Genomic DNA, 21,801 nt, shown 5'->3' on the forward strand with positions numbered 1-21,801 from the left:
TAGAGTCTGCTGCAGACCCGTCTCCGCAGACTCTGAGGGAGCCCGATGTCCGAGCGAGTCCCCGATCCGTCCACGGCCCACTTCGGCGCGGACGGCATGCGCCGGTTCACGGTGCCGGCCTCCTACGGCGTCCAGTTGCCCGACGCGGCCCGCGAGGCGCTGGCGGACACGGGGGTCCCGCTGCACGTGCAGCCCTACTTCACGGCCGCCGGTGACACCGACGACCCGACCCTGGGGATCACCGCCGGCCACCAGGGGCTGCCCGCACCCGCCGACGGCCGGGAGAACTGGCTGCGGATCGGCGGCGACCCGCTGGCCCACCTGTGCGTGCGTCCGGACGGCGCGGTGCAGGCGGTGTTCCTCGGCCTCGACGAGGACGACATGTTCGTCAGCTCGGACATCCTGGCCTTCAACGCCTCGCTGGCCGCCCTGGACCGCCGCATGCCGGTGATCGCCGCCTCGACCAGCCTCCCGGTGGCCGCCGCCGCCTTCCGCGAACTCAACGCCGAGCTGCGCCGGATCGACGCCGCCGCGTTCGAGGAGCGCGAGAGCTGGTGGCCGAAGGTGCTGGACGACGTACGGCACACGCTGAACTTCCCGTTCTCCTCCGCCTTCGAGTACGTCGACGCGTCCGGCGCCAAGCAGATCGTCACCGACGCCACGGGCCCGGGACGCCCGCACCCCGAGGAACTGGTCTGGCAGCGCCTGCACGCGCAAGGGGTGGCCCCGGAGCAGGTCCGACGCGTCTACTGCGAGCTGGAGCCGTGCATGATGCCGGGCCACTACTGCGCCGTATGGCTGCAAGCCACCTTCCCGCACGCGGAGTTCACGCACAGCTTCGACTACGGCTCCACCGCGGACTCACGCGAAGAGGGCCTCAAGGAGTTGATCACGCAGGCGGCGCAGCAGGCGGGCCGCCGGTGAGCGGAGCGCTGAAGTGGTCCCGCCCGGCGGCGGGCCGCGAACCGGCGGCCGCCGCGCTGCTCTCCTGGCTGGCCGATCCGACGGCTCCTCGCCTGTGTGTCGTCACCGGGAGCGCGGGATGCGGCAAGTCGACGTTGCTGGCGTGGCTGATCGGGCACGGGACGCGGGAGGGGACGCAGCCGGAACGCCGGATCCACGGCTTCGTCCCCCTGTCCGGCCGGACCGCCCTGACCGCGGCCTGGACCCTGGCCCAGCAGCTGTCGGTGGCCGCCCGCACCCCGGGCGAGCTGGTCGAGGCGCTGGCGGCCGACGAGCGCCGTACGGTGATCGCGCTGCCGGAGCTGCATGGAGCGGAGGACGCCGGGCCGGTCGCCGAACTGGCGCTGGCCTTGTCGGAGTTGCCGCAGGTACGGCTGCTGGTGGAGGTCCGGAGCGAGAACGCCGAGGCCGCGGCGCTCACGGCCGTGCCCTCGGCCGTGATGGACCTCGACCAGGCGCAGTGGACGGATCCGGAGCGGTACGCGGCGTGGGCGGCTGACCAGCCGACCGACCGCCGGGCGGCGTCCGAGGACGCGAAGGCGCCAGTGGATCTGGACGATCCGGCGGCGGTCTGCGCAGCGGACCCCTGGCAGGTGTCCCTGGGCTACCAACGCTCCGGTGACGCTCACGGAGGCCTGTGCGCGGCGTGGCTGCGGGCGGGAGCTTCCCTGACGCGGGAGCAGACACCGGCGGACCGGGCCGTCGTGCTCCTGGCGGCGCTGGGCGACGAGGCCGACCCGCGGCTGCCGCAGGCGCTCGCCGCGCTGGCCGAGGGTGCCGCTTGGCGGGTGGTCTGGCGCAGGGTGCGGGGCGACGTGCGCCCGCCGTGGCCGGGACCGGCACGTGCGCTGTCGTCGGGGAGCGGGAAGCTCGCCGGGACGCTGGCGGTGGCCGATCACCAGGGCACGGTCCGCCTTGTCGGCGAGGCGGACGCGGCTCCGGCCGGCCGGTTGCCGGAGCCGGTGCAGGGGGTGCGCGCGGTGGCGGCCACGCCGGAGGGGGACGTACTCGTCCTGGACGCGCAGGGCAGGCTGCACACCCGGCACAGTCCCTCGGCGCCGAGGGCGACGGGTCTGGCGGCGCTGCTGGAGGACGGGCCGACGCCACTGGAACGGCTGACGGAGACGGCTCAGACCCAACTGGGCGGCGATGTGGCCGCGTTGGCGTTTTCCGGGGGACTGCTCGCGACCGGGGACGTCGCGGGCCGAGTACACGCCCTCTCCGCAGCCGACGCGGAGTCGGGGTCGTGGGTGGCGCACCTGCACCAGGGCGAGGTCGCGGCCGTGGCGGCCCTGCGCCTGGCGACACCGGAGGACGGACGGGGCATCCCCCTGATCTACAGCGGTGGGTACGACGGCGCGGTACGGGCGTGGGCCCCTGGGGCCGAGCCACTCGCTTCCCCTGTTCGGTCGCGGGCCTGCCCGGTGACGGCCCTGGCGGCAGCGACCACCGACGCCGGATCACCGGTACTGGCCATCGGCTGGGCGGACGGCTTGGTCGAGCACCACACCTTGGACGAGGAGGGGACGGTCCGCGCGTACTGGCCGGGAGCCCCGGTGCGCTCGCTGGCCGTAACCCTTGCCGGGACGCTCCTGATCGGTACGGACGAGACGCTGGTGCACCTGCGCCCGGCCTGAACCGGAGCGACCGCCAGCAGGTGTTGTCACAGTCACGCCATAGAGCAGCCAGGCACCCTTGCCTCCCAACGCCCGCCTACCGTTAGGGTTTTACTACTCATCCGACAATCAGGAGGACGAGGGGGCGTCACGGGGGATGGGCTACACGATTCCGGGCTGGCTGGACCAGGTCCTCGACTACATCGGCATCCACTTCCCGAACGTCGACGAGGACGACTACCGCCACATGGCCACGGCCATGCGGGAGTTCGCCGACAAGTTCGAGGGCCACGGAGCGGACGCGCACAAGGCGGTGGAGCAGATCCTCGCCTCGTCCAAGGGCTGGGCCGTCCACTCGATGCAGACCCACTGGAACCAGGTCAAGGCCGGCCACCTGGACAAGATCCCGGAGCTGGCCCGTCTGTTCGCCGACGCCCTGGACGTGGTCGCGGACATCGTCTTCGGCATGAAGACGAAGGCCGAGGCCGAACTCGCCGTCATGGCCGGCTCGGTGGGCCTCTCGGTCGGCCTGGCCTTCGTCACGGGAGGCCTGTCCGCCGTGCTCGGCGCGGCGGAGGTCACGGCCATGCGCCAGCTGGTGAAACGCATCATCGACGAGGCCGCCGACCAGATCGTGAACGAACTGATCGCCAAGGTCACCGAGCCGGTCAACGCCAAGCTGGAGGCGATGATCGAGGACGCGGTGCTGAATCTGGCGGAGGACGCGTTCACGTTGCCGCCCGCCCCCACCGGCACTGGCGGTGACGGCGGCGCCGATGCCGGGCACGGCCACGGCGGCATGAAGCTGGCCTCGGCGGGAGGCGGCGGTGGCATGGAACTGGCCTCGGCGTCCGGCGGTGGTGCGGGAGGTGACCTCCACATCGACCACGAGGAGTTCGAGTCCGGCGCCGGCAAGCTCTCCTTCCACGGCAGCGAACTCCACGCGAACAGCGCCGCCCCACTCGGCCGGGCCAAGGGCCTGTTCGGCCGCACCAGGGGCAAGGACCCCTTCACCCAGACCTTCGACTCGATGATCCATGGTGCCCTGCACGGCTGCGAGAGGGCTCTCGTCAAGGTCGGAAAGCACATCACCGAGACCGTCCCTGACCGGGCGAGGGGAATCTCGCGTCTGCACAAGGGCAACGACATCGAGATCGGGCACCGGGTCAAGGGGATCGAGACGGATCACCACGGGGACGGCAACACCCCGGTGTACCTGCTCAACCACAACGGCACGGTGGAAAGGCTCCATTCGGACGGCCGCACGCCGACCAAGATCGACGGCACCGAGCCGGATCTGCCCGACCTGGTCAGGGGCGGCAAGGTCTGGCGATACCGGTCCTCGGTGGACAAGGGTGACAATCCCTATGCCCTCAAGCCCGACGACGCCAACCCGAAAGTGCAGTCGAGGCGGCTGGGTCCGGACGAGGAGAGCGATCTGGCCTACGCCACGCAGTTGGCGCGCTACTCGAAGAAGGACTACGCAGGCGGCAACTACGCCGCAGCGCACTACGTCGACTCCAACGGAAACAAGTTCATCCTCGTCGGACACAGCAAGGGCGTCCACTCCGAGCGAACCATCGGCTACCCCGTGCTGAGGGACGGCAACCCTGACGGGCTGAGCCCCCTGTACACGGAGCGACAACCATGTCAGGCCGCAAGTTCATGGTGCGATCAGTGGCTCGCCGAACACTTCAAGCACGACATGGACATCACGCACTCCCACAAGTACGACCAGACGCCGGGCCCCGATGGAAAACCCGATCCCAACAAGGACGCCGAACACAAGGCGTACCGCCAGAACCTACGAGACTGGCACGAAAAGTACGGCCTGAGCCGTGGCATGATGACGGAAGCGGACGGCGCGGCGATGGAGGCCGCGCGACAGGCCAAGTGAGGTTCACAGGGTGCTCTTCAGTCTGGATCACGACAGCCTGGCCGAAGTGGTCGGTGAAGAGGACGTGCACCTGCTGCCCGAAGATACCGCGGCACAGTACGGGTTCAGCGGAGAGACGCTCACGTTTCTCACCGAGGTGGGAATTCCGTCCTCGGAGGACTGGGAGATTCCGTTCGGCATTCCCGAGGCCTTCGATCCCGACCTGGTGTGGGACCGCGCCTCCCGCGCTGAGCGGGGCTGGACGTTCCCGGAGGGTGTCGACAAAGTCGTGCCCATCGGGAACTTTCCGATCAACGCCGTAGTGATCGATCCGGAAACCGGTGTGGTGTACCAGTACACGGACGCGACACAGGAGTTGATCCCGATCCACCAGGATCTTTCGTCCCTGGCGAAGACCGTGGTCTCCTTCGTCGGCTACATCGATTCCTTCGAGCGGGCAGAGGGCGAAGACCCCGAACACGAGGATGCTCGTCGTTGGCAGGAGGTCGAGGCGCTGATGGCCGACATCCGGCGCATCGACCCGCTGCCCTTCGCTCACGCCTACAGCGAATGGAACGAACTCTTCGACAACCTGGGAACCGGCATCTACACCTGACGAGCACGGAAGACCGGCCACCGGGGCTCACGCCCTTCCGACGACGGCTAGTCGGGGGGCGCGTCCATGGCGCGCGCGTTGTCCTCGGCCAGTTCCCGCGCCCGGCGTACCAGTGCCTGTCGTACCGAGTCCGGTGCGAGGACGCGCAAGGGCGTGGCCAGGCCGAGGAGGTAGCGGGCGAGGCCGTCCGGGTCGGGGCCGCCGATGTCGACCACCGTGGCATCGGGGCCGTCGGGGCGGTGGGTGCCGACCGTGGGCGGGATCAGCCGTAGCGCCTCGCTGACGGGGAGCGGGAGGCGGATGGTCGCCGAGAGCGGGTAGGGGCCGTTCGCGATGTTGCGGGAGACCAGGTGGGCCGGGTCCGGCGCGTCGGTGAGGTCTGCCGGGTGGACGGTGGGCTGGAGGCGGTCCACCCGGTCGGCGCGGAAGGTGCGCCATTGGGCGCGCGTGACGTCCCGCGCCACGAAGTACCAGCGGCGCCCCGTGTGGACGAGTCGGTATGGATCCACCTCCCTGGTCGTGCCCCTGCCCGCTCCGTCGGTGTACGACATCCGGGCCCGGCGGCCTTCCCGGCAGGCGACGGCCAGCTCCAGCAGCAGGCCGGGCCGGATGTGCGGTCCGTCGGTCCCGTCCGCACCCGGGAGGCGTACGAACGCGTCGTCCAGGTCGCCGAGGCGGTCCGCGATGTGCCGGGGCAGCACCTGCCGCAGCTTCAGCAGAGCCGAGAGGGCTGCCTGGTCCCCGCCGAGCGCGTCGCTCAGGGCGGCCCCGCGCAGGCCGACCGCCACGGCCAGCGCTTCCTCGTCGTCCAGGATCAGCGGCGGCACGCGGGAGCCGGCGCGCAGGCGGTAACCGCCCCAGGGGCCGGCGTCGGAGTCGACGGTGTAGCCGAGGTCCCGCAGCCTCGCTATGTCCCTGCGGACCGTGCGGTCGGTGACCTCCATGCGCTCGGCCAGTTCGGCACAGGTCCAGGAAGGACGGGAGGACAGCAGCGACAGCAGGCGCAGGAGGCGGGCGGAGGAGCTGAGCACGGCGGGAAGTCTGGCACAGGAACCGACATGACCAGGACCGGAACTGTCCTGGTCATGTCCTACCGTCCTCGGCATGAGCACAGAGACGTCATCCGCACCCGCGTTCCGCTTCGCCGCCGTCACCTTCGACTGCGCCGACCCCAAGGAATTGGCCGACTTCTACAGCGAGTTGCTCGGCATGTCCGTCCTCTTCTCCGACGACGACTTCGTCTTCCTCGGCAAGGAGGGCTCGACGGGCCTGGGCTTCAACCGCCTCGCCGACTACCGCCGGCCCACCTGGCCGGACCCGGCCCAGGAGAAGCAGGCGCACATCGAGCTGGGCGTGGACGACCTGGACGCCGCCGAGAAGCGGTTGCTCGAACTGGGCGCGGAAAAGCCCGAGTTCCAGCCGGGCGGGGAGCGGTGGCGGGTGCTGCTCGATCCGGCCGGGCACCCGTTCTGTATCACGACGCTGGTTTGACGTCGTGAGGGACCCCTGAGCGTCCGCCTGACAGCCGCTGCTCCAATACGTGACGAAGTGTTGCTTGATGACTGTCAGTTGTTGACGAGGGTCCCGTCGACCGGCTCGCGGTGTGCGCGTCGGCCCCGGCGGCAGCCGCGAGGGGCCCGCTGGGGCCACAGCAGGACGTACGCCGCCGAGCCGACGCAGAACGCCAGGCGTATGAAGCCCCGGGTGGAGTCGGACGGGATCAGCAGGGCGCCGCCGTAGAGCGAGATGAAGGCGATCCAGCTGACCCACGGGACCAGGCGGCGCTGGCCGATCGAGTCCCAGATCAGGGTGCCCAGGAGGACCGAGGCGTTGTAGTACGTGTACACGCTGGGGTCGAGCAGGATGCGGGCGTCGGCGGCCAGGAAGACCACCGCCGGCCAGCGGCCCCGTCGTACCGCCACGGCGCCGAGGCCCACGCCCAGGGCCATCTGCGCGGGGCGGTCCCACCACGGCGTCGCGGGGTCGTCCACGCCGAACCAGCGCAGAGAGGACGCCGGTTGGTTGGGGATCGCGAAGCGAGCCGCGTGCAGGGTTTCCAGGTGGGTCAGGTAGAAGGGGAGCCAGGCCGCCGCCACCAGGGCGAGGGTCCAGGTCTCCGCGCGCAGACGGGTTGGGCGGGGCAGGGCGAGCAGCAACGGCAGGAAGCCGACCGCCCAGGGCTTGGAGTCGACCGCCAGGGCCAGGAACACGCCCACCGCCGTCGCGTTGCCCCGGACCAGTGCGCGTACCGCGAGCGTGGTGAAGAACAGGGCCAGGACGTCGTCGAGGTGGGCGAAGCGGACCGAGACCTCGACCCACATGGGGATGAAGGCCGCCCCGGCGACCAGGACGCGTTGCTGGAGGCGTTTGTGGTTGACGCCGGTGCCGAGGTAGTGGTCGGCGGCGGCGCGGCCGACCAGGACGAGCATGTACAGGCCGAGCCCGGACATGAACGCGTCGGCCAGTCTCCCGCCCAGGCCGGGTGGGAACGGCGCGAAGAGGCCGGCGACCAGGAAGCTGACCGGGCCGATCTGCAGCTCGGGGTGGTTGGCGTAGAGGGCGAGGCCGCCGCCGGAGGCCTGGCCGAAGAGCAGTTGCTCGCCCTGGCGCAGATAGTGCCAGGACACGGCCGCGTGGCGTTCGGCCACCAGGAACCAGACGGTCGTCCACAGCGTGAGCAGCACGATGTGCCACCGCACCGGGTAACGCCCGATCCGCACGTTCCTCCATCCTTCCCGTCACCCTGCCCTCATCCATCACAACACCAACCGGTAAGAGATGGTTCGGAAGCCGTGGGTTCCTCGGACGAGGCCGGTCAACGGCGTTGTCAGTGGCGGCCTTTACAGTCACTGGCATGGCGACTCTTCCCAACCCGCTGCCCAAGCTGGCCACCGACCCCAGCGGCCGTACCCTCGGGCTCCAGCTGCCGCCCGGCAGGCTCGTCGACCTGACGCACGACGGCCCCTGGCACGAACCGCTCCTGTGGCACGCGGAGAAGCCGGCCGCGCCGGGCACGTGGAAGGCGCTGGGCGCGCCGGCGGCCCGCGCCGGTCTGCTGCCGGTGCTCGTGGACCTGGCCGCGTCCCGGGGCGGCCTGGAGAACTGGGCGCTGCGGCCCGGCTACACGTCGTACCCGGGCGATCACGACGCCGAGGACGTCCTGGCGGAGTACTGGGCGGAGGAGACGGAGGACGACGAGATCACCGAGGACCTCGAGCCGTTCGGCGACGAATGGCCCGGCCTCGCCCCGGCCGGCGCGCTCGCCGCGGACCCGGATACCCGCGCCGCGCAGGTCGCCGACGCGCTCAGGGGCGGCCGGGGCGCGATGATCGAGGAGGCGCACCTCGCCCTGGTCCCGGCCCGCCGGTCCGCCGACATACCGGCGGCGATCGGCTGGACCGGGCCGGTGAACTACGAGAGTGACGTGGCTCGCATGTGCGCGGTGCTGCGTTCCTGGGAGGACCGGTTCGGCATACGGGTCGTGGCGCTCGGCCTGGACTCCCTCGTCGTCTCGGTGGCGGCTCCGCCGACCACCGAGGAGGACGCCGAGGCGGTGGCGGCGGAGCACTTCGCGTTCTGCCCGGACAATGTGCTCCAGGGCGAGCAGGACACCTTCCGCGCCTACGCGAAGGACCTGATAGGGGCGCCCGCCTGGACCTTCTGGTGGGACTGAGCCCGGCCGGAGCTCCCCGAAAAACATGCGGCCCTCGGGCCGGCTCCACTCCGAGCCGGCCCGAGGGCCGCAGCGTGTTCGCGCCCCGGCTCAGCGCAGCTTCCGCGCCACCTCGGTCGCCCAGTAGGTGAGGATGGTGCGGGCCCCGGCGCGCTTGATGCCCGTCAGCGTCTCGAAGATGGCCCGGTCCCGGTCCACCCAGCCCTTCTCGGCGGCGGCCTCGATCATCGCGTACTCGCCGGAGATCTGGTAGGCGGCGACGGGCACGTCCACGGCGTCCGCGACCCGGGCGAGGATGTCGAGGTACGGTCCGGCCGGCTTGACCATGACCATGTCCGCGCCCTCTTCCAGGTCGAGGGACAGTTCCCGCAGGGACTCGCGCCAGTTGGCCGGGTCCTGCTGGTAGGTCTTGCGGTCGCCCTGGAGCGAGGAGGCGACGGCCTCGCGGAAGGGGCCGTAGAAGGCGGACGAGTACTTGGCGGTGTAGGCGAGGATCGCCACGTCCTCGCGCCCGATCTGGTCGAGCGCGTCGCGGACGACGCCGATCTGACCGTCCATCATCCCGCTCGGCCCGACGACGTGGGCGCCGGCGTCGGCCTGCACCTGGGCCATCTCCGCGTACCGCTCCAGGGTCGCGTCGTTGTCGACACGGCCCTCGGCGTCCAGGACCCCGCAGTGCCCGTGGTCGGTGAACTCGTCCAGGCACAGGTCGGACATGACGAGCAGGTCGTCGCCGACCTCGGCGCGCACGTCCCGGAGCGCGACCTGCAGGATCCCGTCCGGGTCCGTGCCGGCCGTGCCCTGCGCGTCCTTCTTGGCCTCCTCCGGCACGCCGAACAGCATGATCCCGGAGATCCCGGCCTGCACGGCCTCCAGCGCGGCCTTCTTCAGGCTGTCGCGGGTGTGCTGGACGACACCGGGCATGGTGGCGATCGGCACCGGCTCGCTCACGCCCTCCCGGACGAACGCCGGGAGGATGAAGTCGGCCGGGTGCAGGCGCGTCTCGGCGACCATGCGGCGCATGACGGGCGACGTGCGCAGCCGCCGGGGACGCGTACCGGGGAAGGATCCGTACTTCGTCATGCCCTCTACGCTACGCCCGCCCGGCCCCCGTCTTTGCCGACGCCGTGTCGGACCGGCCGCCGGCTCCTAGGCGGCCCGCAGCGGGCCCATTCCCGGACAAACCGGCGCCGTCATACGAAGTCTTTGCGCTCTCCTGGCGATCCCTGGATCCGCGCGCCTCCCGGGCGTTCTACGCGCGTGGTGTCATGCCCGCGCCACCCCCTCCCCGTGCGCTCACGCTCACCTAGGAGACACGCATGCTGCGGAAGGTCCTCACCCGCGCGACCATCGCCCTGACCGCCGGCGCCGCCGTCGTCGCCACGGCCGTCCCCGCCAACGCCGCGAGCTACTCGGCCTTCGCCTTCTCCCAGACCGGCAGCCAGCCGACGATCTACGACTTCATCAACTCGGCCACCAGCAAGCTCGACATGACGATGTACGAGCTGGAGGACACCACGGCCGTCAACGACCTCATAGCCCTGAAGAACAAGGGCGTCACGGTCCGCGTCATCCTCGACCGCCAGCACAAGACCGCCAACAACTCGGCGTACACGTCCCTGACGAACGCGGGCATAGGCGTGGTCTGGTCGTCGTCGGCCTTCGTCTACACCCACCAGAAGACGATCACCGTCGACGGCGTCAAGTCCCTGGTCATGACCGGTAACCTGACGGCGCAGTACTACACGACCAGCCGCGACTACGGCGTCTTCACCGACGACACGCGCGACGTCGCCGCCATCGAGAAGGTCTTCAACGCCGACTACACGGCCACCTCGGTCACCCCGACCGACGGCGACCACCTCCTGTGGTCCCCCAACGACTCCCGCAACCGCCTGGTGTCCTTCATCAACTCCGCGACCAAGTCCCTCGACGTCGAGGAACTGGAGTTCAGCGACAGCACGGTGGTCAACGCGATCGTGGCCCGCGCCAAGGCCGGCGTGAAGGTCCGCGTGGTCCTGGAGAATCCTTCCAGCTACTCCAGCGAGGTCTCCGCCATCAAGGCCGCGGGCGGCACGGTCGTCGGCTACTCCGACCCCAACGGCTTCTACATCCACGCCAAGGCCATGGTCGCCGACTACGGCCTGTCCACCCAGGAGGTCGAGGCCGGCTCCATGAACATCAGCAGCAACTCCCTCAGCAACAACCGGGAGCTGGGCATCATCCTGACCGGCACGGGCGTGGCCCAGCCGGTGGCCCGGACGGTCGAGACGACGTTCAACAGCGACTACGCGGGCGGTACGACGGCCTGACCGGCGCGAGCGGCAGGCGGCCGCCCTTCGCACCCGCCTGCCGCTCAGTGTCCGCCCAAGTCCGTGAGTACCCGGTCGACCAACTGCGCCCGGTCGGCGGCGGGAGCCAGCCGGGACCGGAGGCCCACGGGCCAGTACAGCGGGCTCATGCGGCGCACGCGCCCTCGCCCGGCATCGTTTGGCCGGCGCGGCAGTCACGACAGCGGCCGGGGTGCGGGGAGCGGAAGGCGCGGTCGCAACCGTCGCAGTTCTGGAGCGGGTCGGATCGACGGGTGGCTCCGGCCGCCTCGACCCCGCTGATCGGTGACGGTGCGTGGCGGGCGGGGAGCGGTACCGGCCGCATCGCACGGAGCCGGTAGGCGAGCACAGCGGCCGGGTGCTGCATGTCCTCCGGAAGACCCACGGTCAGAGCGCGGTGAACGGCGGCCTCCGTGATGCCGACCGCGAACCACGCGGCGACGGCGGGTGCGAGTCGGTCCACCTGCCGCTGGGAGAGGGCGAGGCGGTCGTCGGTGCGGCGCAGACCCGCGAGGAGGGCAACGGCCCTGTCGTGACGCCGGTCGGCGGGGGTGTCCGGCGCAAGCCGGGCGGGCTGCGCGGGCGCGGCTTCGGGTTCGGGCGCGGGTTCGGGTGCGTCGTCGCGGTGGGGGGCTTGGTCGTCCTCCTCGGGCGGTTCCTGTGCCTCCGCGCCTGCCTCGGGCCGAGGGTCGCGGGTACCGGTCGTTGACGCGGGACGCTCGGCCACGCGCAAGGGCGCGATGGCGGCGGCGCGAGCCGGGACGGGGGTGTGGTGGACGTACGTCCGTGTGACCAGGCGGCCCGACTCCGTGTGCTCGCGGACCCGCGCCAGGTAGCCGTGCGCCTCCAACTCGCGCAGCGCGGCAGCGATGCGGTCCCGTCCCTCGGGGAAGCGTTCGGCGAGGCTGCGGATGTCGACCGGAGTGCCCTCGGGCACCGACAGGATGTGGGTCGCGAGTCCGATGGCGGTCAGGGACAGTTCGCGGTGCTGGGCAAGGTGGTTGCCTACGACGACGTACTGCCCGGAGTGGTACGTGCGTACGTGGGTGACACCGGAGTGGGTGGTGGATCGCCGAACACCCGGAATCGTGCGCCGGACAGCGTTAGGCTTCTTCTCAGCCATGGGGAAGAGGCTCCATCTTCCTCGTTGGTCAGGCCCTCGCACTGGGATTGCCGTCCCGGCGGGGGCCGATGCATGTGTGGGCTTGCGGAGTTGTGACAGAGGCAATTGCCTCGGGGCGAGACTGCCCGCCCGTGCCGCCGCCGCGCCAGCCAGATCGACCGGATTCACCCACCCGGGTGACCTACGCGAGGTTTGGTTTGGTTGGTTGGTTTTTTCCCCGGGTTCTTTGGTCTTTTACGGCCCGAAGCCCCGGCCGCAGCGCCACCGGATCACCCGTTTCCCGGCGCCGGTGCGAGGTGCGCCGAGGTGGGGAGGGTGGAGATTTGCTCGTTCACGTCACTCAGCGTGTCCAAGCGCGCTTAGCCTGTGAAGAACGGCAGCCCGCTGGTGACGGGAGGACGACGTACGGGAGCGACTGGGACGCGGAGCTGGAAGACGACGAGGCCGGAGCCGTCATGCGGACGGTCTCACGGCAACTGAAGCTCTGGCGGGAGGCGGCAGGCCTCACCCAGGCCGAGTTCGGAGCGGCCATCGGCTACGGGGAGGAGCTGGTCTCCTCGGTGGAGCGGGGGCGGCGGATTCCCCGGCCGGAGTACCTGGACGCGGCGGACGAGGCCCTGGGTGCGGGCGGCCGGATCGCGGCGATGAAGACGGACGTGGCGGAGGTCCGGTACCCGAAGAAGGTGCGGGATCTGAAGAAGCTGGAGGCGGAGGCGGTCGAGCTGTGCGCCTACAACAACTCCGTGATCCATGGGCTGTTGCAGACGGAGGAGTACGTGCGCGCGTCGATGGCCACCCGACGGCCTCCGTTCACAGAGGAGGAATTGGAACAGCACGTGGCAGCCCGCCTGGCGCGCCAGGACATCCTCGCCGAAGCGCCGCTGCGAGTCTTCAGCTTCGTCCAATGTGAGTCGACGCTGCGGCGCCCCGTCGGTGGCAGGATGGTCATGCGAAGGCAGCTCGAACACCTGCTGGACGCCGGTCAGTTCAGGAACGTCGACTTGCAGGTCCTGCCCTTGGAGCGGGAGGACAACGCCGGTCTGGCGGGTTCGTTCAGGCTGCTGCGGCTGCGGGACGGCAGACTGTCGGACACAACGAGGTCCAACTCGTCAGCCGCGTGATCACCGACCCGAAAGAGGTTCAGGTGCTGGACATCCGCTATGGGATCATCCGCGCACAGGCTCTCACCCCTCGGGAGTCGCTGGCCTTCATCGAGAAAGTGCTTGGAGAGACATGAAGCTGGAGTGGATAAAAAGCAGCTACAGCACGCCTGATGGCCCCGACTGCGTCGAGGTGGCCACCGCCCCCGACCAGATCCTCGTCCGCGACTCCAAGAATCCCACCGGCCCCCGCCTTGCCCTCGCCCCCACGGCGTGGGCGACCTTCCTGCCCTACGCCGCCGACCACTGAGCGTGCGGGTGCCCTGGACAGGGCACCCGCCACACCTCACGTCGTGGAGCGACGCCTCCGCGCCCCCGGCCGCCGCTCACTCGGCCGCGTCACCGGATCCCCGTTCTCCACGGCGGCAGCCCGCCGCTTCAGGCCGAAGTCGGCCAGCGCCTCGGCCAGCTTGTGCACGGACGGCTCCGGGGCCATGACGTCCACCCGCAGGCCGTGCTCCTCGGCCGTCTTCGCCGTGGCCGGGCCGATGCAGGCGATCACCGTCACGTTGTGCGGCTTGCCCGCGATGCCGACCAGGTTCCGGACCGTCGAGGAGGACGTGAAGAGGACCGCGTCGAAGCCGCCGCCCTTGATCGCCTCGCGGGTCTCGGCCGGCGGAGGCGAGGCGCGGACCGTCCGGTAGGCGGTCACGTCGTCGACCTCCCAGCCGAGCTCGATGAGCCCGGCGACGAGCGTCTCGGTGGCGATGTCGGCGCGCGGCAGGAACACCCGGTCGATCGGGTCGAACACCGGGTCGTACGGCGGCCAGTCCTCCAGCAGACCCGCGGCCGACTGCTCCCCGCTCGGCACCAGGTCCGGCTTCACGCCGAAGGCGACCAGCGCCTTGGCCGTCTGCTCGCCCACCGCGGCCACCTTGATGCCCGCGAAGGCACGCGCGTCGAGGCCGTACTCCTCGAACTTCTCCCGCACCGCCTTCACCGCGTTGACCGACGTGAAGGCGATCCACTCGTAGCGTCCCGTCACCAGACCCTTGACCGCTCGCTCCATCTGCTGCGGGGTGCGCGGCGGCTCCACCGCGATGGTCGGGACCTCGTACGGCACCGCTCCGTAGGACCGCAGCTGGTCGGAGAGCGACGCCGCCTGCTCCTTCGTGCGCGGCACGAGCACCTTCCAGCCGAACAGCGGCTTGGACTCGAACCACGACAGCTGGTCGCGCCGGGCGGCGGTGGAACGCTCACCGACCACGGCTATCACCGGCCGGCCACCGTCCGGCGACGGCAGCACCTTCGCCTGCTTCAGGGTCTGCGCGATCGTGCCGAGCGTCGCCGCCCAGGTGCGCTGTCGCGTCGTCGTACCGGCGATCGTCACCGTCAGGGGGGTGTCCGGCTTGCGGCCCGCGGACACGAGTTCACCGGCCGCTGCGGCCACCGAGTCGAGGGTCGTCGAGACGACGACCGTGCCGTCCGACGCGCCCACCTCGGTCCAGCAGCGGTCCGACGCCGTACGGGCGTCCACGAACCGGACGTCCGCGCCCTCGGCGCCGCGCAGCGGCACACCGGCGTACGCGGGCACGCCGACCGCCGCCGCGACACCCGGGACCACCTCGAAGGGCACCCCGGCGGCGGCGCAGGCGAGCATTTCCTCGGCCGCGTACGTATCAAGTCCCGGGTCCCCGGACACCGCACGGACGACCCGCCTGCCGCCCCGCGCAGCCTCCATGACAAGATGAGCGGCATCCCGGGCAGCGGCCGGGACAGCGGCGGTTGTTGACGTGCCGTCAACGACCGTCAGCTGGGGCGTGCCCATGCCCGGCGGCGGGACCGAAGAGGGATCGGCGTCGGTCTGCACGACGGAGACGCCCGGTCGGGCGTGCGTCCGGATGACGTCGAGCACCTCGTGCTCGGCGACCAGGACGTCCGCGCTCGACAGCGCCTCCACGGCGCGCAGAGTCAGCAGTCCCGGATCTCCGGGTCCGGCACCGAGGAAGGTGACGTGCCCGTGTTCCGGACCGGCGGCAGGAAGGGCGGTGGGGCTCAATGTGCTCGCTCCCCCATCAGACCGGCCGCGCCCTGGGCGAGCATCTCGGTGGCGAGGTCGCGACCGAGTGCCAACGCCTGGTCGTGCGTCTGGGGCACGGGACCGGTGGTGGACAGCTGCACCATGCGGGTGCCGTCGGTCGTGCCGACGACGCCGCGCAGGCGCATTTCCTTGACAATCTGCCCGTCGGCCAGGAGGTCGGCCAGCGCGCCCACAGGGGCGCTGCAGCCGGCCTCCAGGGCGGCGAGCAGTGACCGTTCGGCGGTCACGGCGGCCCGCGTGAACGGGTCGTCGAGCTCGCCGAGCGCCGCGATCAGGTCCGCGTTGCCCGCGGCACACTCGATCGCCAGGGCCCCCTGGCCGGGGGCGGGCAGAACCGTGTCGACCGACAGGAAGTCGGTCACCTCGTCGATCCGGCCGATCCGGTTCAGTCCGGCGGCGGCCAGTACGACGGCGTCGAGTTCGCCGTCGTGGACGTACCGGATCCGGGTGTCGACGTTGCCGCGGATCGCGACCGTCTCGATGTCCAGGCCGTGGGCGCGGGCGTACGCGTTCAGCTGCGCCATGCGGCGCGGCGAACCGGTGCCGATGCGCGCCCCGCGCGGCAGGTCCGTGAACTTCAGCGCGTCCCGGGCGACGATCACGTCCCGCGGGTCCTCGCGCACCGGTACGGCGGCCAGGACCAGGTCCTCGGGCTGCGTGGTCGGGAGGTCCTTGAGCGAGTGAACCGCGAAGTCGACCTCGCCGCGTATCAGCGCGTCGCGCAGCGCCGTGACGAACACGCCGGTGCCGCCGATCTGCGCGAGCGCCTCGCGGGAGACATCGCCGTACGTGGTGATCTCGACCAGCTCCACGGGCCGCCCGGTCACCCGGCGGACGGACTCCGCCACCTGCCCGGACTGGGCCATGGCGAGCTTGCTGCGCCTGGTCCCCAGCCTCAGTGCCTTCTCAGTCATGCCGGTCGGTCCTTCTTTTCTGTGCTGTCCCCGGCCCGGGAGACGGAGGCGACCGTCTCGGGGTCCAGGTCGAACAGGGTGCGCAGCGCGTCCGCGTACCCGGCGCCGCCGGGCTCGGCCGCGAGCTGCTTGACCCGTACGGTCGGCGCGTGCAGCAGCTTGTCGACGACCCGGTGCACGGCCTGCCGGATCTCGCCGCGCTGGCGTTCGTCCAGGTCGGGCAGGCGGCCGTCGAGCCGCGCGATCTCGCCCGCGACGACATCGGCGGCCATGGTGCGCAGTGCGACCACGGTCGGCGTGATGTGCGCCGCCCGCTGGGCCGCCCCGAAGGCGGCGACCTCGTCGGAGACGATACGCCGAACCTGGTCGACGTCGGCCGCCATCGGCGCGTCGGCGGAGGCCTCCGCCAGCGACTCGATGTCCACCAGCCGCACCCCGGCCAGCCGGTGCACGGCCGCGTCGATGTCCCGGGGCATGGCCAGGTCGAGCAGGAAGAGGAAGGGCGCCGGGCGCTCGGCGACCGGCTCCGGCCTGCGCCGCTCGGGGATCCGGCCCACGGTCGCGGCGGTCGCGGCGAGCGCGGTGATCAGCTCGGCGTCCGCCTCGGGGCCGCGACGGCCCGGGCGGTCGATCGTTTTGCCTGCGGCCCAGGCCGCGTGCTGCTCCAGGGTGGCCGCGTCCATACCGGCGACGGCGGCCTCGCCCATGAGGGAGAAGCCGGGCTGTGCGGCGGCCAGGTCCAGGGGGCAGTTCTCGTCGGTGCCGACGGTGGTGGGCGGCAGGGGGGCCGCGGTGGCCTTCGGGGCCGTACGGACGCCTCGGTCATCGGTCGGACGGGCGCCGTCGGCGATCTCGGCGACGGGGGCGCCGGTGCGGCCCTCGACCGCCTGCGCGACCGCCTCCGCAGTGAGCACCAGGCCGGTCGCCCCGGTACAGGAGACGACGACGTCGGCACGTGTCAGCTCGCCCGGCACGGCATCCATCCGTACCGCGCGGGCGGTCACCGCGTTGCCGTCGGCGCCGGTCAGTATCTGTGCGAGCCGCTCGGCGCGCTCGAAGGTGCGGTTGGCGACGACGACCTCGGCGACCCCGGCCCGCGCCAGCGTGGCGGCGGCCAGCGAGGACATCGAACCGGCGCCGATGACCAGCGCCTTCTTGCCCGCGGCCCAGTCCTCGACGGCTCCGCCGACGGCCAGCTGCTCCAGGCCGAAGGTGACCAGGGACTGGCCAGCGCGGTCGATGCCGGTCTCGGAGTGGGCGCGCTTGCCGACCCGCAGGGCCTGCTGGAACAGGTCGTTCAGCAGCTTGCCGGCGGTGTGCAGGTCCTGCGCCGTGGCCAGGGAGTCCTTGATCTGGCCGAGGATCTGCCCCTCGCCGACGACCATCGAGTCCAGGCCGCAGGCCACCGAGAACAGGTGGTGGACGGCCCGGTCCTCGTAGTGCACGTAGAGGTAGGGGGTGAGCTCCTCCAGGCCGACGCCGCTGTGCTGGGCGAGCAGCGTGGACAGCTCGGCGACACCGGCGTGGAACTTGTCCACGTCGGCGTACAGCTCGATGCGGTTGCAGGTGGCGAGCACCGCGGCCTCGGTGGCCGGCTCGGCGGCGACCGTGTCCTGCAGCAGCTTGATCTGGGCGTCCGCGCTCAGCGCGGCCCGCTCCAGCACACTGACCGGCGCGCTGCGGTGGCTCAGCCCGACGACGAGGAGACTCATGCCGGCATCACGGCGGGTACGTCCCCGTCGGGCCCCTGGTCTGCGGAATCGTCGGCGGCTGCGCCACGGGGAGCGGCCGAGGGAAGCGCGCCCTCGCCCACCGCGGTCTCCAGGGGGGTCTCCTCGCCGGCCTTGCGCTGCTCGTGGAAGGCGAGGATCTGGAGTTCGATCGAGAGGTCGACCTTACGCACGTCGACGCCGTCCGGGACGGACAGCACGGTCGGCGCGAAGTTCAGGATGGAGGTGACCCCGGCGGCCACGAGCCGGTCGCAGACCTGCTGGGCGGCACCGGCGGGGGTGGCGATGACGCCGATGGACACCCCGTTGTCCTTGATGATCTTCTCGAGGTCGTCCGTGTGCTGCACGGGGATGCCCGCGACCGGCTTTCCGGCCATCGCGGGATCGGCGTCGATCAGCGCGGCCACCCGGAAACCACGGGAGGCGAACCCGCCGTAATTGGCCAGGGCGGCGCCGAGGTTACCGATACCGACGATCACAACCGGCCAGTCCTGGGTCAGGCCGAGTTCACGGGAGATCTGGTAGACGAGATACTCCACGTCGTAGCCGACACCGCGCGTTCCGTAGGAGCCCAGGTAGGAGAAGTCCTTGCGCAGCTTGGCGGAGTTGACCCCCGCCGCGGCCGCCAGCTCCTCGGAGGAGACCGTGGGTACCGAGCGCTCCGACAGCGCGGTCAGGGCTCGGAGGTACAGGGGAAGCCTGGCGACGGTGGCCTCGGGAATCCCTCGGCTACGGGTCGCCGGTCGGTGTGTTCGGCCAGTTGCCACGGTGCTCCTGCGGGTAGAGCGGGGCTGCAGGCGGTCATACGTCCCCAGACCGCCCCGTCGACAGCAGGCTATGTCTTTGTGAACGCGTGCACAAAGATGGTGTCCGATTTGCCCGGCAGAAGTGACCGGGGTCACGCACCTTTCACGGCGTCGACGGGAACCGGTGCATACGCACCGGCGCTCCTTCGTTACTGGGGGCAAAACCGCACACTCTCCTCACGAATCCCGCCCCCGAGATCAGACCGCCGTCGATCCTAAGCGACTTTCCGGCCGGTTTGGACTAGTCGGTCAGTGCCCGGCGCAGCCGCTCCTCGTTCACGCGCCAGAAGGTGTGCTGTTCACCGTCGACCAGTACGACCGGGATCTGCTCCCAGTACCGGTCATGGAGGTCCCGGTCCTCGGTGATGTCCTTCCGCTCCCAGGACACGCCGAGTTCCGCGCAGACCTTCTCGATCACGACCTGCGCGTCGTCGCAGAGATGACAGCCGGGCTTGCGGATCAGCGTGACGAGTCGGTCGCGGGGATCGGCGGCGTCGGCCTTGCGGCGGAAAAGTGGACTCATACCGGCCATTGTCGCGCGTGCCGCGCACGCTTCGGATCGGCTCTTTAACGGCTCGGTCGCGGAGAGTTCACACGCATCCAACCTCTGGACTGCCGGAAGCACCGAACAAACTGGCTATGCTCACGACATGGCCGCTCTCGGATGGCTCACTCCTCGTAGGCGCTCCGCCACGGCGCGCAGCGTGTTGGCAGGCGAGGCCTCGGCGGAGGCTGCCCGCAAGTCCTCGCAGGAGGCGCAGGAAACCCCGCAGGCCGATGACAGGGAACCGGAGTTCCCCGTCATCGGCGACGACAAGGCGGCTGCCTTCTTCGACCTCGACAACACCGTCATGCAGGGCGCCGCCCTGTTCCACTTCGGCCGGGGCCTGTACAAGCGGAAGTTCTTCGAGACGCGCGACCTCGCCAAGTTCGCCTGGCAGCAGGCCTGGTTCCGGCTGGCCGGCGTCGAGGACCCCGAGCACATGCAGGACGCGCGTGACTCGGCGCTGTCGATCGTCAAGGGCCACCGGGTCGCCGAGCTGGAGTCGATCGGCGAGGAGATCTACGACGAGTACATGGCCGACCGCATCTGGCCCGGCACCCGCGCCCTGGCCCAAGCCCACCTGGACGCCGGGCAGAAGGTGTGGCTGGTCACGGCGGCCCCGGTGGAGATCGCCCAGGTGATCGCCCGCCGCCTGGGCCTCACCGGCGCGCTCGGCACGGTGGCCGAGTCGGTGGACGGCATCTACACCGGCAAGCTGGTCGGCGAGCCGCTGCACGGCCCCGCGAAGGCGGAGGCGGTTCGCGCGCTGGCCGCGGCCGAGGGCCTCGACCTCTCCCGCTGCGCGGCCTACAGCGACAGCCACAACGACATCCCGATGCTCTCCCTCGTCGGCCACCCCTACGCCATCAATCCCGACACCAAGCTGCGCAAGCACGCCCGCGAGAAGGACTGGCGCCTGCGGGACTACCGCACCGGCCGGAAGGCGGCGAAGGTCGGCATTCCGGCGGCGGCGGGCGTGGGCGCGGTGGCCGGTGGCACCGCGGCGGCGATCGCGCTGAGCCGACGGCGCCGATAAGTCCTGGCCGGCGGAGACGGATCAGCGCCGCAGGTCCGGAGGCCGTCCCCGGCCACGGCCCGTCGCGGGCCGACAGCGCGGTTCCCCGCGCCCCCACGGGGCGCTCGCGGCTGCGCCCCGAGCCCCTCCCTCGGCTTCCGCGCCCGGATTATGCCGCGGCCACTTCAACACGCGCTGTACCTCGCCGAAACCGGCCAGATTTCGGTCAACAAGCGATCAGGCTACGGCACTTGAGGTGGCGTCAATCGGTAACAGATGCGACGCAATCGATGATTTGAGCAACTCGGTGTAGCAGTGCCTGCACGAAGCGTTATTCTCCTCAGACGCAAACCGGTACCCCTCCGTCGCTACGACGGGTGAACGGTCCCGCACTGCACGTGATGGAAGCTCTGCCTCTGGGAGTCCCGTGTACCCACACGTCGGGGTTGACGCCTCGGGCCTGGCTACGCTGCGCGCAACTGTCGCAACGGTCAAAGAGACGCTGCGCGGCCTCGTCCCCACCGCGTACGCCGTCCCCGCCCTCGCCACCGCCACGCCCGTCGGCCCGTGCTACGCACTGGCCGAAGGCAGCGCCGCCGTGGGCAGACGAGGGCGCTCCGCCGGCGCCGCCACCGCCCGCCGCCCGGCCGCGGACAGCGACAGCGCCCGGATGATGGACCTGGTCGAGCGCGCCCAGGCCGGCGAGGCCGAGGCCTTCGGCCGGCTGTACGACCAGTACAGCGACACGGTGTACCGGTACATCTACTACCGCGTCGGCGGCCGGGCCACCGCCGAGGACCTGACGAGCGAGACCTTTCTGCGGGCCTTGCGCAGGATCGGCACCTTCACCTGGCAGGGCCGCGACTTCGGGGCCTGGCTGGTGACGATCGCCCGCAACCTCGTCGCCGACCACTTCAAGTCCAGCCGCTTCCGCCTGGAGGTCACCACCGGCGAGATGCTCGACGCCAACGAGGTCGAGCGCTCCCCGGAGGACTCCGTCCTGGAGTCGCTGTCGAACGCCGCCCTGCTGGACGCCGTGCGCCGGCTCAACCCGCAGCAGCAGGAGTGCGTGACGCTCCGCTTCCTCCAGGGCCTCTCCGTCGCCGAGACCGCTCGCGTCATGGGCAAGAACGAGGGCGCCATCAAGACCCTCCAGTACCGCGCCGTACGCACGCTGGCCCGTCTGCTGCCGGACGACGCCCGCTGAAAAACAGGTGACTCTCGGCAACAACAACTCACGTTCCGTGAACGTCTGTTGTCTTTGCGATCCGGGCACCCGCCGTGCGTAACCCAAGTGCCGCGCCAGTCGTTGTGCGGGATACAGGCTCCCTGTGGTCACGTCCTGGCCGACCCTGATCGCTCGATCGTGTGAAGTGGTCGCGGGCGTGCAACCC

General features: G+C 70.9%; 19 protein-coding genes and 1 pseudogene. 11 read left to right on the forward strand and 9 right to left on the reverse strand.

Annotated features, from left to right (window positions below):
- Positions 1 to 45 precede the first annotated feature (45 nt).
- From ACIBJF_RS36680 to ACIBJF_RS36695, 4 genes are all read left to right on the forward strand, one after another.
- Complete coding sequence (locus ACIBJF_RS36680) at positions 46 to 924, forward strand: nucleic acid/nucleotide deaminase domain-containing protein (RefSeq protein WP_399180446.1); 879 nt, start codon at positions 46 to 48, stop codon at positions 922 to 924.
- Positions 921 to 2,600, forward strand: a complete 1,680-nt coding sequence (locus ACIBJF_RS36685) for a hypothetical protein (RefSeq protein ID WP_399180448.1) — start codon at positions 921 to 923, stop codon at positions 2,598 to 2,600. Before ACIBJF_RS36680 ends, ACIBJF_RS36685 begins: the two co-directional genes overlap by 4 nt.
- 136 nt (positions 2,601 to 2,736) lie before the next feature.
- Positions 2,737 to 4,476 carry a nucleic acid/nucleotide deaminase domain-containing protein gene (locus ACIBJF_RS36690; protein ID WP_399180450.1) on the forward strand — a complete coding sequence of 580 codons (1,740 nt, stop codon included), beginning with the start codon at positions 2,737 to 2,739 and terminating at the stop codon, positions 4,474 to 4,476.
- 10 nt (positions 4,477 to 4,486) lie between these two features.
- On the forward strand, positions 4,487 to 5,071 hold the full coding sequence (locus tag ACIBJF_RS36695; RefSeq protein ID WP_399180452.1) for an SUKH-4 family immunity protein: 585 nt from the start codon (positions 4,487 to 4,489) through the stop codon (positions 5,069 to 5,071).
- 47 nt (positions 5,072 to 5,118) lie between these two features.
- Here ACIBJF_RS36695 and ACIBJF_RS36700 read toward each other — a convergent pair whose 3' ends face one another.
- Positions 5,119 to 6,102: a helix-turn-helix transcriptional regulator gene (locus ACIBJF_RS36700; protein ID WP_399180454.1), complete on the reverse strand. Its 984-nt coding sequence runs from the start codon at positions 6,100 to 6,102 to the stop codon at positions 5,119 to 5,121.
- Positions 6,103 to 6,175: 73 nt separating this feature from the next.
- Between ACIBJF_RS36700 and ACIBJF_RS36705 the strand changes: the two genes are divergently transcribed.
- Positions 6,176 to 6,562, forward strand: a complete 387-nt coding sequence (locus tag ACIBJF_RS36705) for a VOC family protein (RefSeq protein ID WP_399180456.1) — start codon at positions 6,176 to 6,178, stop codon at positions 6,560 to 6,562.
- A gap of 74 nt (positions 6,563 to 6,636) precedes the next feature.
- Here the strand turns inward: ACIBJF_RS36705 and ACIBJF_RS36710 are convergent, their stop codons facing one another.
- Positions 6,637 to 7,791, reverse strand: coding sequence for a hypothetical protein (locus tag ACIBJF_RS36710; RefSeq protein ID WP_399180458.1), 1,155 nt, complete (start codon positions 7,789 to 7,791; stop codon positions 6,637 to 6,639).
- Positions 7,792 to 7,925: 134 nt separating this feature from the next.
- On the opposite strand from ACIBJF_RS36710, the gene ACIBJF_RS36715 reads away from it, so the two are divergent.
- Positions 7,926 to 8,744, forward strand: a complete 819-nt coding sequence (locus tag ACIBJF_RS36715) for a DUF4253 domain-containing protein (RefSeq protein ID WP_399180460.1) — start codon at positions 7,926 to 7,928, stop codon at positions 8,742 to 8,744.
- Between the two features lie 90 nt (positions 8,745 to 8,834).
- On the opposite strand, the gene hemB is transcribed toward ACIBJF_RS36715, so the two are convergent.
- Positions 8,835 to 9,827, reverse strand: coding sequence for a porphobilinogen synthase (gene hemB / locus ACIBJF_RS36720; RefSeq protein ID WP_399180462.1), 993 nt, complete (start codon positions 9,825 to 9,827; stop codon positions 8,835 to 8,837).
- 236 nt (positions 9,828 to 10,063) lie between these two features.
- Here hemB and ACIBJF_RS36725 point away from each other — a divergent pair, with 236 nt between their 5' ends.
- The gene (locus ACIBJF_RS36725; RefSeq protein WP_399180464.1) at positions 10,064 to 11,056 is read left to right on the forward strand and encodes a phospholipase D-like domain-containing protein; all 993 of its coding nucleotides are present in this window, start codon (positions 10,064 to 10,066) and stop codon (positions 11,054 to 11,056) included.
- Between the two features lie 145 nt (positions 11,057 to 11,201).
- Here the strand turns inward: ACIBJF_RS36725 and ACIBJF_RS36730 are convergent, their stop codons facing one another.
- Positions 11,202 to 12,197 carry a helix-turn-helix domain-containing protein gene (locus ACIBJF_RS36730; RefSeq protein ID WP_399180466.1) on the reverse strand — a complete coding sequence of 332 codons (996 nt, stop codon included), beginning with the start codon at positions 12,195 to 12,197 and terminating at the stop codon, positions 11,202 to 11,204.
- A 455-nt stretch (positions 12,198 to 12,652) separates the two neighbouring features.
- Here ACIBJF_RS36730 and ACIBJF_RS36735 point away from each other — a divergent pair.
- Both ACIBJF_RS36735 and ACIBJF_RS36740 read left to right on the forward strand, forming a co-directional pair.
- A pseudogene (locus ACIBJF_RS36735) lies at positions 12,653 to 13,434 on the forward strand (helix-turn-helix transcriptional regulator).
- A complete protein-coding gene (locus tag ACIBJF_RS36740) occupies positions 13,431 to 13,607 on the forward strand; it encodes a DUF397 domain-containing protein (protein WP_399180468.1) in 177 nt (58 codons plus the stop codon). The pseudogene ACIBJF_RS36735 and the gene ACIBJF_RS36740 overlap by 4 nt, the downstream one beginning before the upstream one ends.
- Positions 13,608 to 13,643: 36 nt before the next feature.
- Here the strand turns inward: ACIBJF_RS36740 and ACIBJF_RS36745 are convergent, their stop codons facing one another.
- The 5 genes from ACIBJF_RS36745 to ACIBJF_RS36765 form a co-directional block, all read right to left on the reverse strand.
- Positions 13,644 to 15,356 carry a uroporphyrinogen-III synthase gene (locus ACIBJF_RS36745; protein ID WP_399180470.1) on the reverse strand — a complete coding sequence of 571 codons (1,713 nt, stop codon included), beginning with the start codon at positions 15,354 to 15,356 and terminating at the stop codon, positions 13,644 to 13,646.
- Positions 15,353 to 16,312: a hydroxymethylbilane synthase gene (gene hemC / locus ACIBJF_RS36750; protein WP_399180472.1), complete on the reverse strand. Its 960-nt coding sequence runs from the start codon at positions 16,310 to 16,312 to the stop codon at positions 15,353 to 15,355. Before hemC ends, ACIBJF_RS36745 begins: the two co-directional genes overlap by 4 nt.
- Positions 16,309 to 18,024 (reverse strand): glutamyl-tRNA reductase, encoded by a 1,716-nt coding sequence (locus tag ACIBJF_RS36755; protein ID WP_399180474.1) that lies wholly within the window; start codon positions 18,022 to 18,024, stop codon positions 16,309 to 16,311. Before ACIBJF_RS36755 ends, hemC begins: the two co-directional genes overlap by 4 nt.
- A complete protein-coding gene (locus tag ACIBJF_RS36760) occupies positions 18,021 to 18,809 on the reverse strand; it encodes a redox-sensing transcriptional repressor Rex (RefSeq protein WP_399180476.1) in 789 nt (262 codons plus the stop codon). The genes ACIBJF_RS36755 and ACIBJF_RS36760 overlap by 4 nt, the downstream gene beginning before the upstream one ends.
- 280 nt (positions 18,810 to 19,089) lie before the next feature.
- Positions 19,090 to 19,371, reverse strand: coding sequence for a glutaredoxin family protein (locus ACIBJF_RS36765; RefSeq protein WP_399180478.1), 282 nt, complete (start codon positions 19,369 to 19,371; stop codon positions 19,090 to 19,092).
- 127 nt (positions 19,372 to 19,498) lie between these two features.
- Here ACIBJF_RS36765 and ACIBJF_RS36770 point away from each other — a divergent pair, with 127 nt between their 5' ends.
- Positions 19,499 to 20,428, forward strand: coding sequence for an HAD family hydrolase (locus tag ACIBJF_RS36770; protein WP_399180480.1), 930 nt, complete (start codon positions 19,499 to 19,501; stop codon positions 20,426 to 20,428).
- Between the two features lie 406 nt (positions 20,429 to 20,834).
- On the forward strand, positions 20,835 to 21,614 hold the full coding sequence (locus tag ACIBJF_RS36775; protein ID WP_399180482.1) for an ECF subfamily RNA polymerase sigma factor, BldN family: 780 nt from the start codon (positions 20,835 to 20,837) through the stop codon (positions 21,612 to 21,614).
- The last annotated feature ends 187 nt before the right edge of the window (positions 21,615 to 21,801 follow it).

Origin of the sequence: Streptomyces sp. NPDC050743, assembly GCF_044456925.1 — a bacterium.
Lineage (GTDB): Bacteria > Actinomycetota > Actinomycetes > Streptomycetales > Streptomycetaceae > Streptomyces.

What these genes read in the sequence shown, in the direction of transcription:
- ACIBJF_RS36765 (WP_399180478.1), bottom strand. Translation starts at nt 19,371, where the DNA reads ATGAGTCCACTTTTCCGCCGCAAGGCCGACGCCGCCGATCCCCGCGAC.
- ACIBJF_RS36725 (WP_399180464.1), top strand. Translation starts at nt 10,064, where the DNA reads ATGCTGCGGAAGGTCCTCACCCGCGCGACCATCGCCCTGACCGCCGGC.
- ACIBJF_RS36730 (WP_399180466.1), bottom strand. Translation starts at nt 12,197, where the DNA reads ATGGCTGAGAAGAAGCCTAACGCTGTCCGGCGCACGATTCCGGGTGTT.
- ACIBJF_RS36690 (WP_399180450.1), top strand. Translation starts at nt 2,737, where the DNA reads ATGGGCTACACGATTCCGGGCTGGCTGGACCAGGTCCTCGACTACATC.
- ACIBJF_RS36680 (WP_399180446.1), top strand. Translation starts at nt 46, where the DNA reads ATGTCCGAGCGAGTCCCCGATCCGTCCACGGCCCACTTCGGCGCGGAC.
- ACIBJF_RS36770 (WP_399180480.1), top strand. Translation starts at nt 19,499, where the DNA reads ATGGCCGCTCTCGGATGGCTCACTCCTCGTAGGCGCTCCGCCACGGCG.
- ACIBJF_RS36740 (WP_399180468.1), top strand. Translation starts at nt 13,431, where the DNA reads ATGAAGCTGGAGTGGATAAAAAGCAGCTACAGCACGCCTGATGGCCCC.
- ACIBJF_RS36715 (WP_399180460.1), top strand. Translation starts at nt 7,926, where the DNA reads ATGGCGACTCTTCCCAACCCGCTGCCCAAGCTGGCCACCGACCCCAGC.
- hemB (WP_399180462.1), bottom strand. Translation starts at nt 9,827, where the DNA reads ATGACGAAGTACGGATCCTTCCCCGGTACGCGTCCCCGGCGGCTGCGC.
- hemC (WP_399180472.1), bottom strand. Translation starts at nt 16,312, where the DNA reads ATGACTGAGAAGGCACTGAGGCTGGGGACCAGGCGCAGCAAGCTCGCC.
- ACIBJF_RS36705 (WP_399180456.1), top strand. Translation starts at nt 6,176, where the DNA reads ATGAGCACAGAGACGTCATCCGCACCCGCGTTCCGCTTCGCCGCCGTC.
- ACIBJF_RS36755 (WP_399180474.1), bottom strand. Translation starts at nt 18,024, where the DNA reads ATGAGTCTCCTCGTCGTCGGGCTGAGCCACCGCAGCGCGCCGGTCAGT.